Origin of the sequence: Clostridioides sp. ES-S-0049-02 (genome assembly GCF_020658465.1) — a bacterium.
Classification (GTDB): Bacteria; Bacillota; Clostridia; order Peptostreptococcales; family Peptostreptococcaceae; genus Clostridioides.
On record NZ_JACVWG010000004.1, the window covers coordinates 79,696 to 91,477 of the forward strand.

11 protein-coding genes are annotated in these 11,782 nt (G+C 25.8%); 10 read left to right on the forward strand and 1 reads right to left on the reverse strand.

What is annotated here, in order from left to right:
- Nucleotides 1-14: 14 nt before the first annotated feature.
- Nucleotides 15-1,928 carry an ABC-F family ATP-binding cassette domain-containing protein gene (locus tag IC213_RS11640; protein ID WP_227483540.1) on the reverse strand — a complete coding sequence of 638 codons (1,914 nt, stop codon included), beginning with the start codon at nt 1,926-1,928 and terminating at the stop codon, nt 15-17.
- A gap of 135 nt (nt 1,929-2,063) precedes the next feature.
- On the opposite strand from IC213_RS11640, the gene IC213_RS11645 reads away from it, so the two are divergent.
- The 10 genes from IC213_RS11645 to IC213_RS11690 all read left to right on the forward strand — a co-directional run bounded on the left by IC213_RS11645 (nt 2,064) and on the right by IC213_RS11690 (nt 11,771).
- Nucleotides 2,064-2,696, forward strand: coding sequence for a redox-sensing transcriptional repressor Rex (locus IC213_RS11645; protein WP_227434586.1), 633 nt, complete (start codon nt 2,064-2,066; stop codon nt 2,694-2,696).
- Between the two features lie 147 nt (nt 2,697-2,843).
- The gene (locus IC213_RS11650) at nt 2,844-3,374 is read left to right on the forward strand and encodes an FmdE family protein (protein ID WP_413926674.1); all 531 of its coding nucleotides are present in this window, start codon (nt 2,844-2,846) and stop codon (nt 3,372-3,374) included.
- A gap of 223 nt (nt 3,375-3,597) precedes the next feature.
- Entirely contained in the window at nt 3,598-3,747 is a 150-nt protein-coding gene (locus IC213_RS11655) for a hypothetical protein (RefSeq protein WP_227434588.1), read from the forward strand.
- Nucleotides 3,748-3,817: 70 nt separating this feature from the next.
- Nucleotides 3,818-3,955, forward strand: a complete 138-nt coding sequence (locus IC213_RS11660) for a LytTR family transcriptional regulator DNA-binding domain-containing protein (protein ID WP_227824870.1) — start codon at nt 3,818-3,820, stop codon at nt 3,953-3,955.
- 927 nt (nt 3,956-4,882) lie between these two features.
- Nucleotides 4,883-6,127 (forward strand): radical SAM/SPASM domain-containing protein, encoded by a 1,245-nt coding sequence (locus IC213_RS11665; RefSeq protein WP_227824869.1) that lies wholly within the window; start codon nt 4,883-4,885, stop codon nt 6,125-6,127.
- Nucleotides 6,117-7,136, forward strand: coding sequence for a radical SAM/SPASM domain-containing protein (locus IC213_RS11670; protein ID WP_227824868.1), 1,020 nt, complete (start codon nt 6,117-6,119; stop codon nt 7,134-7,136). The genes IC213_RS11665 and IC213_RS11670 overlap by 11 nt, the downstream gene beginning before the upstream one ends.
- 79 nt (nt 7,137-7,215) lie before the next feature.
- Complete coding sequence (locus tag IC213_RS11675; RefSeq protein WP_153885192.1) at nt 7,216-7,380, forward strand: hypothetical protein; 165 nt, start codon at nt 7,216-7,218, stop codon at nt 7,378-7,380.
- 107 nt (nt 7,381-7,487) lie between these two features.
- Nucleotides 7,488-10,061: an ABC transporter permease gene (locus IC213_RS11680; RefSeq protein WP_227834957.1), complete on the forward strand. Its 2,574-nt coding sequence runs from the start codon at nt 7,488-7,490 to the stop codon at nt 10,059-10,061.
- Between the two features lie 16 nt (nt 10,062-10,077).
- Nucleotides 10,078-10,743 carry an ABC transporter ATP-binding protein gene (locus tag IC213_RS11685; protein WP_227434593.1) on the forward strand — a complete coding sequence of 222 codons (666 nt, stop codon included), beginning with the start codon at nt 10,078-10,080 and terminating at the stop codon, nt 10,741-10,743.
- Between the two features lie 11 nt (nt 10,744-10,754).
- Nucleotides 10,755-11,771 carry a S8 family serine peptidase gene (locus IC213_RS11690; RefSeq protein WP_227824865.1) on the forward strand — a complete coding sequence of 339 codons (1,017 nt, stop codon included), beginning with the start codon at nt 10,755-10,757 and terminating at the stop codon, nt 11,769-11,771.
- Nucleotides 11,772-11,782: the final 11 nt, after the last annotated feature.

The window sequence follows — 11,782 nt, forward strand, 5'->3', positions numbered from 1 at the left end:
TAATCCTCTCCTTTTTACATAAACTCTTCCCACTCATCATATAGAGAGGAAAGTTCATTTTCTAAACTGATTTTTTCTTGACTGACTTCTTTAGCTTTCTCAGGATTAGAGTATACTTCTTCTTGACACAATAGCACATCTAATTCTTCAATTTTAAGTTCTAGTTTTTCAATTTCTTTTTCTATACTTTGCCTTTTTATTCTATTTTTCTTTTCTGATTCTCTTTGCTCTCTTTCTTTTCTTTTTTCATCTTTTATTTGAGTCCTTGTTTTTTCTTCTTTCTCTTCAACAATACTCATTTCTTGAACTTGTCTTTTCTTATCAATATAATAATCATAGTTACCTAAATATTCAGTAACTCCATCTTCATCTAAAACAAGAATCTTATCTACAACAGTATTTAGAAAATATCTATCATGTGATATTGTAAATATAGTACCATCATAATTAGTTAATGCTTCCTCAAGAACCTCTTTAGAATCAATATCTAGATGGTTAGTAGGCTCATCTAACAATAAGAAATTTGCATTTGATAATATAAGTTTAAGTATAGCCACTCTAGCTCTTTCTCCACCACTTAATGTAGAAATTTTCTTGAAAACTTCTTCATCAACAAATAAAAATGCTCCTAACATATTTCTTAAAGTGGTTTGAGTAAGATGATTATTGTTTTCCCAAATTTCATCAATTATAGTGTTATCCAAATTAAGAGTTTTTTGTTCCTGATGGAAGTAAGAAACATGGACATTAGTTCCAAATTTAATATTACCATTAATAGGTTGTAGCTCATTAGTTATTATTTTAAATAATGTAGACTTACCAATGCCATTTGCACCTATGAGAGCAACTTTCTCTCCTCTATATATGTCTAAGTTTAAATCTTTAAAAAGTATTCTTTTTCCATATCCCATAGAGACGTCTCTAATTTGAAGGACATCATTCCCACTTTGAACAGATGGAGTAAATTGTATACGAGCTTTTTTTCTATAAGCTTCTGGCTTATCTAAAACATCCACTTTATCCAATGCTTTTTCTTTGCTTCTTGCACGTTTTAGGTGCTTTTCCCGACCATACGCCTTTAGTCTTTCAATAGATTCTTCTTGTTTTTTTATTTCTTTTTGTTGGTCTTCGAATTTTTTTAGTTCTAGTTCTTTTTCTATTTTAGACAGTTCAACAAATTTAGAATAGTTACCATTATATACTCTAAGTCTTTTATTGTGAATTTCAAAAATTCTATTTACAGCTTGGTCTAAGAAATATCTATCATGAGATATTAGCATAACAGTACCTTTGTATTGTTTTAAAAATACTTCTAACCATTCTATTGCTTCAGAATCTAAGTGGTTAGTAGGCTCGTCAAGTAATAATAAAGTTGGTTTTTTAAGAAGTAATTTTCCTAAAAGAACCCTAGTTTTTTCACCACCAGAAAGTATACTTATTGGTTTATCCATATCATTGTCACTAAATCCTAATCCTTTTAAAACTCCCTTAGCTTCAGACTTATATCCATATCCATTTAAATCTGAAAATAATTCCAACTTATGTGAATATTCATCCATGATTTTTTCTAAAATTGGAGAGTTTGTTTTTGTGCTTTCCTCAGATATTTTAACTTCCAATTCTCTTAAATAGGACTCCATATCTATCAAATCTTTAAAAACTTCCAACACTTCTTCTAAAATGGTATTATCCGAATAAAAATTGGTATTTTGTTCTAAATATCCGATTTCACAATCTTTAGAAGTGTAAATATCTCCACTATCATAGCCATAAATTCCTGATATTATTTTAAATAAAGTAGTTTTTCCAGTACCATTAATGCCAATTATACCAATTTTATCGCCTTCATTTACTGTAAAACTAATATTTTCCAATATAGAATCTATACCAAAACTTTTATTTAAGTTGTTACATGACAAAACAATCATAAATTTCTACCTCCTTGAACTATCTAAAATTATAATGTTTTGATATAATATAATCAAGGTTATATGTATTAGTTTTGAAAAAGAAATATTTTATTGTGAATCAAACAAAAAAGAGGACACTTTTAGGAGGTGAAAATGTTGGGAAATAAAAATATATCAATGGCAGTTATAAGAAGGCTCCCAAAATATCATAGATATCTTGGAGACTTATTAGATAGGGATATACAAAGAATATCTTCTAAAGAATTGAGTGATATAATAGGTTTTACTGCTTCTCAAATAAGACAAGATTTGAACAACTTTGGTGGATTTGGACAACAAGGGTATGGTTATAATGTAGAGGCCCTTCATACTGAGATAGGTAAAATACTTGGATTAGACCGACCATATAATGCAGTTCTTGTAGGAGCAGGTAACTTAGGACAAGCTATAGCCAATTATGCAGGATTTAGAAAAGCTGGGTTCGAGATAAAAGCTTTATTTGATGCAAATCCTAGAATGATAGGTTTAAAGATAAGAGAATTTGAAGTGTTAGATTCAGACACTTTAGAAGAGTTTATAAAAAACAATGATATAGATATTGCTGTATTATGTATACCTAAAAATGGAGCACAAGAAGTTATTAATAGAGTTGTAAAAGCTGGAATAAAAGGTGTATGGAATTTTGCACCATTAGATTTAGAAGTTCCGAAAGGTGTTATAGTTGAAAATGTAAACCTAACAGAAAGCTTATTTACTTTATCATATTTGATGAAAGAAGGAAAGTAGACAACTTAAACATATTAATAATAAGTAACTATGAAGAGTATTGAGAAAGTCAGAAGATTTAATATTAAATCATCTGGCTTTTTAAAATATTAGGATAAAAGTTTAAATAATGTATGCAAATAAATAATATTAGGGAGCGTGAGTTTTGTGGAGGAATTATGGAAAAAAGCAATTGAATTTCATGGTCATGAATGTCCAGGTTTAGCTATAGGATTTAAAGCGGCACTTGCAGCAAGAGAATATTTAGGATGTAAACAATCAGGAGATGAGGAAATTGTATGTATTTCTGAAAATGATGCATGTGGAATAGATGGTATACAAGTTGTATTAAGTTGTACAATGGGTAAAGGGAATTTGCTGCTTAGAATGACAGGGAAATCAGTATACCATTTTTTTAATAGGGAAAATGGAAAGTCTATAAGAATATATGTAAAGTCAAAACCATTTGATATGGATAGAGAAGGGTATAAAAAATACTTATTGGAAAGTGAATTTGAAGATATATTTGAAATTACAGACACAAAATTAAGACTTCCAGAAAAGGCAAGAATATTTAAGTCTCTTAAATGTGAAGTGTGTGGAGAGTTTGCACCTGAGCAATATATAAGAATTCAAAATACAAAAAAAGTATGTCTTGATTGTTTTAGTAAATATGAAAGGTTTTATGAAGAAGATTAATAAAAAAATTTAAAATTATGTATAAAAGATAAGATGCTATATTTTTAACATTAAGCAAAAAATTTAAATGGATACTTAAATTTTTAACGTTATTAGATAGCATTTTTGTTTTGAAAAATATTTATGATATAGAATAACTTAAATTTAAAAAAGTATATATAATTTGTGCATAATTATTATTAAGATTAGTTTATAGATTGAAATAAGGGGAGAGAAACTTTTTATGTATAAAATAGTTATATGTGATGATGAACTAGAGACTTATCTTTTAAATTGTCTTAAAAAGATAAGAGAGAATTTGCAAAAATTTATAGTAGTTACAAATAATGGAGAAATAAATAAAATTTTTATTAATGATATAACACATACATAGAAATTGATAGAAAAAATTTAACAATACATACTAGATATAAGGACTACAAGATTAGGAAAAGTATTGGAAAATGGAGCTAGAATTAGAAACTCATAATTTTTTTAGATGTCATAAAAGCTTTTTAGTCAATCTAAAGCAGATTGAGTATTTAAAAAAAGGTGTGATTTCAATTTATAGTGATAATATACCTGTAAGTAAGCATAATTAAAGAAATTAAAAGATAAGTTATCTTATGTATTGGAGGAGACGCTATGTTAGAGAATGACTTATTCTGACAATACAATAGATATTTTGACAATAGTAATAGAATGTTTGGTATTTAAATTTTTATTAGATGAAATTTTTTACATTAGAAAAACAAAATGTTTGTACTAATTTCCTTTTTAATACTTATGTCTTTGTGCGCTATTTTTAATTATGTGAACATGTCAAATGTTATAAGTACTTCTATAAATATAAAATTATTTATGAGAATTATTGTTAGTTTAATATTTCTAATATAAGTGACAATGCAATAGAAGCATGTAAAAAAATAGATGATGATAGTATACAAAAAGAAATAAAAAAAAGAGTTTGCACATGGAATAGGTATAAACAGTGTAGAAAAATCTGTTAAAAAATATGTAGAAAAATACCTGTTGGGGCTTTAAATTGACCTGTTAGGGCATAGATATTGAAATAGTTAATAATAGATGTTATCTTTTAAGCATAAAAATAATTTAATTGAGAAGAAAAAATATTAAATTATGTGCTGAAAAGATAACATCTATTTTGCTTTATAATAACTCAATAAACGATGAGAATTGTAAAATTTGCACTTATGTATTGGTTGTATCTTTATTTTTTATTATTGTAGGTATAAATATAAAGCGAATTTATAAATATTCTTTTTATATATCATCAGCAATAATGTGGATTTTTATAATGTTAATCTTAGGCATTTAAAGTAATGTGGAGAATTTTAAAGTATGAAAAAATTATCAAATATGATATATAAGAAATATTGGTAAATTAGCAGTGGCAAAATTATATTTCTATCAGCAAATTCAACTTGTGCTTAGACATTATATCAATCAAAAGTACCAACAAACATTTATAAGTTTAAAAAATTTTAAATTATTGAAAGGGTGATATTATGACATATGAATTTAGTCAGTATAGTAAAAAAATTATATATAACAATAAAGTTGTATTAGGGAATACAAAAACTGGTCAATGGATAAGGATATCACAAGAAGTTTTCAATATATTGGATTCATCTATAGAGAATAAAATCTCATTAGAAGAATTAAAATTAAATCTGTATGATGATGAGGACAAGAATTATATTGAAAATCTATATAAAAAGCTAATTTTTATGGGAATACTTGATGATGGAAAAAATAAACCAGAGTTCACTAATAAAATAGCTTCAGTTGAGATGACACATAAATGTAATTTAAATTGTATCCATTGTGGAATAGATGCAGATAGTATGAAAAATAGTACAAAGGAAGACTTAACAACTTCTGAATTGAAAGATATATTAGACAAATTAATTTTATGGAATCCAGAAAGAATAATGTTAAGTGGTGGGGAGCCTATGATTAGAAATGATTTCATAGAACTATTAAAATATTTAAAAGATCATTACAAAGGAAAAATAATAATATCAACTAATGGGACTCTTATAAATAATGAAAATGTAGAAATATTAGCTGAATGTGCATCTCAAATTGATATAAGTTTAGATGGATATGATGAAAAAACATGTTCAATTATAAGAGGAAAAGGTATTTTTAACAAGGTTATTGAAAGTGTAAAACTTCTACAAAACAATGGATTTCATCAAATAAGTTTATCTATAGTAACAGGTGATAAAAATGAATACATAGAAGAGAAGTTCAGAGAATTAAGCGATAAACTAAAAACAAAAGCTATTATAAGAAGATTTATGAGTATTGGAAGAGGTAAAGATAGTAAGGAAATATTTTTGACAACTAATGATTCAGAATTTAAGATTCCAGACAAATTTTTAAAGAGAGAAAGCAGAAGACCTATTAAATTTTTCAGTTGCGCTGCAGCTAAAAGAGAAGTTTTCATAACATACAATGGAGATATATATCCTTGTCCATCTTTTATGAAGTCAGAATATAGACTAGGTAATTTAAATGAAATCAAAAATTTAGAAGATACAACTAATAAATATGATAATAGCAAATTGTATAACATTAGTCAATCAAACTGTATTAATTGTGAAGTTAGTTTATTTTGCTGGTCTTGTATGTCTGAATTTAAAAGAATAATTAAGAATGAAAGAGTTTTTGAAAAAAGGTGTAAAAAAATCAGACCAATATTATTTGAAGAAATTTGGGGAGAGAAGGTTTGTTGTGATAGTTAAATTTTGGGTAACTAATGACTGTAATTTGAAGTGTAATTATTGCTATGAGGGCCAGGATAAAGCTAAAAAATACATGTCTAAAAATGTTATTGATAAGGCTATAAATTATACGTTGAACTACATTAAAAAATTAAATACAAATGAATTAATAGTTTCAATACATGGAGGAGAACCATTTTTAGCATTTGAAATAATTGAATATATAGTAAATTGTTTTAGAAGACAAGTGGATGAAAACCGTATAAATATTTCATTTGCAACTACTACAAATGGAACAATTATGAATAGAAAAATAAAAGAGTTTATTATAAAAGATATTAAAAATATAACTTTCAGCATTGATGGAGCTAGGGAAACACATGATATGAACAGACAGTTTAAAAATGGGAATGGAACTCATCATATAGTATTAAGAAATGCAAATGAAATACTTAAATATATTCCTAATATGAGAATAAGAACTACATTTGATAGTAAAAGTGTTAGAACTTTATATGAAGATGTTAAATTTCTGATTGAAGGTGGCTTTAAATGTATAGTGCCAGCTCCAAATTTATTTGATAAAAATTGGGATGAGGAATCATTATATATATTACAAGCTCAAGTTAAAAAATTGAAAGAATATTTAGAACACAAAGAAAATGTAGTGGTCAGTATACTTGATAAAGATTTACACTTTAAAAAAAGCTGTTGTGTTGGAGGAAGGTCAGGCTTTGATATAGATCCTGATGGAAACTTATATCCTTGTATTTTATCAGTTGGTATTAATGAATTTTGTATAGGGAATTTGAAGGATGGGATGGACGAAAATAAACTAGAAAAAATATTGAGCTATTCTAAAAAGATAAATCCAGAGTGTAATGGATGCGATTTATACCAGTACTGTGATGGAGCTAGATGTAAGATAATTAATAAAATAATTACAGGAGATTATCTTTTACCACCTCCTATGCAATGTGCTATGGAGAAAATGAGATATAAATTTAATATAAAAAATATCTTTATATAGATAAATTTGATAGCTATGATTTTGAAATACACATAGTATTTTAAGATAAATTATAAATTTATAAAAGGGGGAAATGTATATGTTAAAGGTAGAAAAAATACAGGACAAACAAGAGGTAGAAGTTTTATCTCAAAGTAGAGATTGCTCAACACAAGCAGATCCAGATGGTAATTATTATGCACCTTGTTGGGATGACTGTACAGCTGACGATAAACCAGCATATTTTGGAAGTCAATATTGGTAAAATTAAATTTTAAATGACAAAAGTAATCATCTTTATATAAGATGATTACTTTTATCAAATGCAAAATGATATTAATTATATGAGACATAAGGAGGACATGATGCTGAATGAATAAAGATTGTTTTAATTTAAGTAAAAAATATATAAAAATGTATAGAAAAAGATCTATATCAATAGTACTAAGCATGATACTTTCTATAGCTCTCATTGTTGGTATCGGAAGTTTATTAGAGACAACAAGATATGCAGAAATACAAAATATGAGGTATACTCAAGGAATTTATCATGTAATATTTAGTGATTTGAATAAAAAACAGATTAAAAGGATTGAAGATAAAGCTAATATAGCTAACATGGGTTTGAAAGTATACAATGCTTCAACATCAAAAGAAGAAAAGCAATTAGTTGAGCTCACTTTAGTAAACGAAGATTATATAAAAAGCGACTCCGAAATAATAAAAGGAAGATTTCCAAATAAAAAAAATGAAATGATTGCTGAAAGTTGGGTATTGAAAAATTTAAGTATTAAACCTGACATTAATCAAGAAATTGAGTTGAAAGTTAAAGATGATAAAAAAGGATTTAAAAAAGAAAAATTCAAGATAGTTGGTATTATTAAAGATAGAGAGAGTCATAAGGCAATTGCTAATATGGAACTAATGTTACCACTTGATTTGTATAATATGGATAAAATAAATACATATATAGCATTTAAAAATAATATTGATATAAACAATGAAATAAATAAAATAGCAAAAGAAAATTCCATCCCTAAGGAAAATATCAGACCTCATAATGATTTAATAGGTTTAGAAACATCAGAAAATAAAGAAATTTATAATAAGTTTAAAATAGTTTTAGTAGTAAGTTTAATATGTGGAATTGTTATATATGGAATATTCAATATATCTATATATAACAGAATGGGAGAATATGGTGTATTAAGAGCAATAGGAACTAATAGAAATGGCATGTTTAAAGTTATATTACAAGAACTAAGAATTTTATATTTTATTTCGATACCTATAGGTATAATAACAGGATATTTAGGAGCTAAAATTTTTTATAAATTAGGTGAAAATATAAATACAAAATTTATATTAAATGGTGAAATCATAAAAATAGGTTTGATTTTTCCAGCAGACATAATAATTTTATCAATCTTATCAATTGGAGTTATTATAATATTAATAGCTTTTTTAACTTGTAGGAATATTATGAACAATACTATTATAAGTTTGATAAAAAGAAGCAATGATAATGTATTTGAAAGAAATTTTGTTAGTTTTAGTTTCTTTAATAGGTTTGTAGAATTTTCTAAGGCAATTTCTCTTAAAAATATATTTAGAAATAAAAAAACTTTTTTTATGATAATCCTTTCTATGTGTATTTGTGGAACTATGTTTGTTCTATTGAACTATAATGGGTATCTAAAAGAGAAGAGATATCCAGTTTATTTTTCTAATTTACATATGAATTCTGATTTTATGATGAATATATACAATGATAATAAGAGTAGTGGAATAAATGAAAGTATTTTAGAAGAGATAGAAAAAATTGAAGGTGTAAAAAATATAGAGTCATCTCAAGTTACATATTCAAAGTTAATAATGAATAATATAAAAATTTTGAATAAAGATTATTTTAATGATTTAAATTATTATAATAAAGATACTCCTAAAAAAGAGTATTTGATGAATGATAAATTAATAAAAGAGACTATTTTAAAGAACAACTTTAGAGGATATAATGATAATGCTCTTAATAGATTGAAAGATTATATTATAGAAGGAAATATAGATATAAATAAAATTAAAGAAAATAATTTGGCTATTGTATATATCCCTCAAATAAATGGAAAAAATCCTGTTCCACAAGTAAATGGAAAAAGTGTTGTAGATATAAAACCTGGTGACGAAATTAGTATAAAATTTAGGAAAGATAATATTATAGATGATAAGTATTATAAATTAACTGATTACGATTCAGAATATGTATATAAACAATTTAAAGTTGGAGCTATAGTATCATATGATTATATGCATGAAGCGTATAATACAACTAGTAATAGCGTGGATGTTATTGTCGACCAGGAAACATTTAAAGCTAGCACAGGTATAAATGATTATTATTCTGTTAATATCAACTTAGATAGAGGCGCAGATGATAAAAATATAGAAGATAAAATATCAAAAATCATATCAAAATCAAATGCTAAAAGAATAATATTGACAAATATAGTGAAGCAGAAACAAGATGTTGAGATATTAAATAAAAAAATCAAAATTTATAATACAGGAATAGTATTTATAATTTTTATAATTACTATTATAAATGTGATAAATAATATAGGATATAGCATAATCTCAAGAATCAATGAATTTGGAATATTAATAGCAATAGGAGCAAATCAAAAGATTTTAAATAAAATGATAGTATATGAAGGTATATCTTATGGAGTATTGTCAAGTTTAGTTACCGTTATATTATCATGTATTTTGCAGAAAAGAATATATCTCAATAGTGGAGTATCAAGTTTAGGAATAGAATTTAGCCTACTATATTGGGATTATATATTAATTACAGCAGTAAATATAATTATAGGAGCTGTAACTGCTCATTTGCAATTCAAGCAAATTAAAAGCAAACGTGTGGTTGAATGTATAAATGGAGTAGAATAAAGTTACAGGAGGAAAAATGAATATATTAAAAACAATAGACTTGTGCAAGATATATGGGAGAAAGGAATCAAGAGTTGAAGTTCTAAGAAATATAAATATTGAAATTGATAAAGGCGAATTTGTATCAATAATGGGTCCAAGTGGAAGTGGAAAAAGCACATTGCTTTATTTATTAGGAGGTATTGAGAGAGCTACTTCTGGAAAAATAATTGTTGATAATAAGGATATAAATATATTTTCAGATATAACTATGTCAGAATATAGAAGGAAAAAAATTGGTTTTGTATTTCAACAGTATAATCTAATCCCAATACTTACAGTTGAAGAAAATATTAAACTTCCACTGTTAATGGGAAAAGAAAAAGTTGATGAGAATTATATAAACGAATTAATAGATATGCTTGGGCTTAAAGATAAGAGGAAATCCCTTCCAAGTCAGTTATCTGGGGGTCAACAGCAAAGAGTTGCTATAGGACGAGCATTATCTACATCTCCAAGCATTATATTAGCAGATGAACCTACAGGAAATCTAGACAGTAAAAATAGCGATATAGTTATAGATCTTTTAAAGATGTCTACTAAAAGGCTTAATAAAACATTACTTCTTGTAACTCATGATAATAATATTGCCAAAATTTCAGATAGAGTTATTTCTATAATTGATGGGAAAATAAAAGAATAGGTGATTTTACAATGAGCAGAGTGAAAGTAGCAATATTAGATACTGGAATAGATATTAAACATGACTATTTAAAAGAAAATATAATTGGAGGAAGGTCATTTATATTAAATGATAAAAATATATTAATTGGAGATGAATACAGTGATGATAATGGTCATGGGAGTGCTTGTGCATCTCTAATAAAAAAAGAATTTAAAGATATAGATATATTTGCAATTAAAATATTGGATAGTCAAGGAAGAAGCAATATACAAGTTCTTGAAGAAGCATTAAAATTTATATTGAAAACAGATATAAGGTTGATAAATTTAAGCTTATCAATAAAGGAAAATAAATTTCAAAGTGATTTATATAGTATATGTAAAGAATTATTTTTAAATGGGAAAATAATAGTAAGCTCACTTGCAAATAGATATAAATCAAGTTATCCATGTATATTTGATAATGTAATAGGAGTAAAAGGATTTATCTTAGAGAATAAGGATTCATTTTGGTACAATAAGGATTATGACATACAATGTGTAATAGACAACAATTCTTATTTAAGTTGTAGTTTAAATAACTCATATCAATTATTTGGGAAAAGCAACAGCCAAGCTACAGCTAGATTAACAGGAAAAATAGCTAAGGTTATGTCAAAATATCCCAAAATAGAATTGGAAGGTTTGAATGAAGAACTTGAATCTTTAGCATTAAAAAATAGATGGTCTGAGAGTGACTTATTATCAAGTAAAAGATATTATGATAATAAAGTTGAACCATATGACAGTAATAATTATATTTTAAAAAGTGTAAAGGAAACTTTGAAAGAAGTATTAAAAATAGATAATAAGAGTGAAGATATATATGATTATAATTTGTTTAGTAATAGAGTTGGTTTAAATGATCATAATTGTTTCAGTGTAATAAGAAAAATGGAAGAGAAATTTAATATAAAAATTGAATACATAAATGTCTCAAGATATGACTTTGTGTCAGTACATACTCTAACAAAACTTGTTGAGTTAAATATAAATGGACAAGTGTGAATAATATTTTA

Bases quoted from the DNA above. Each gene is read 5' to 3' on its own strand.
- IC213_RS11645 (WP_227434586.1), top strand. From the start codon at position 2,064: ATGTTGGGAAATAAAAATATATCAATGGCAGTTATAAGAAGGCTCCCA.
- IC213_RS11640 (WP_227483540.1), bottom strand. From the start codon at position 1,928: ATGATTGTTTTGTCATGTAACAACTTAAATAAAAGTTTTGGTATAGAT.
- IC213_RS11675 (WP_153885192.1), top strand. From the start codon at position 7,216: ATGTTAAAGGTAGAAAAAATACAGGACAAACAAGAGGTAGAAGTTTTA.
- IC213_RS11690 (WP_227824865.1), top strand. From the start codon at position 10,755: ATGAGCAGAGTGAAAGTAGCAATATTAGATACTGGAATAGATATTAAA.
- IC213_RS11685 (WP_227434593.1), top strand. From the start codon at position 10,078: ATGAATATATTAAAAACAATAGACTTGTGCAAGATATATGGGAGAAAG.
- IC213_RS11680 (WP_227834957.1), top strand. From the start codon at position 7,488: ATGAATAAAGATTGTTTTAATTTAAGTAAAAAATATATAAAAATGTAT.
- IC213_RS11660 (WP_227824870.1), top strand. From the start codon at position 3,818: ATGGAGCTAGAATTAGAAACTCATAATTTTTTTAGATGTCATAAAAGC.
- IC213_RS11655 (WP_227434588.1), top strand. From the start codon at position 3,598: ATGTATAAAATAGTTATATGTGATGATGAACTAGAGACTTATCTTTTA.
- IC213_RS11665 (WP_227824869.1), top strand. From the start codon at position 4,883: ATGACATATGAATTTAGTCAGTATAGTAAAAAAATTATATATAACAAT.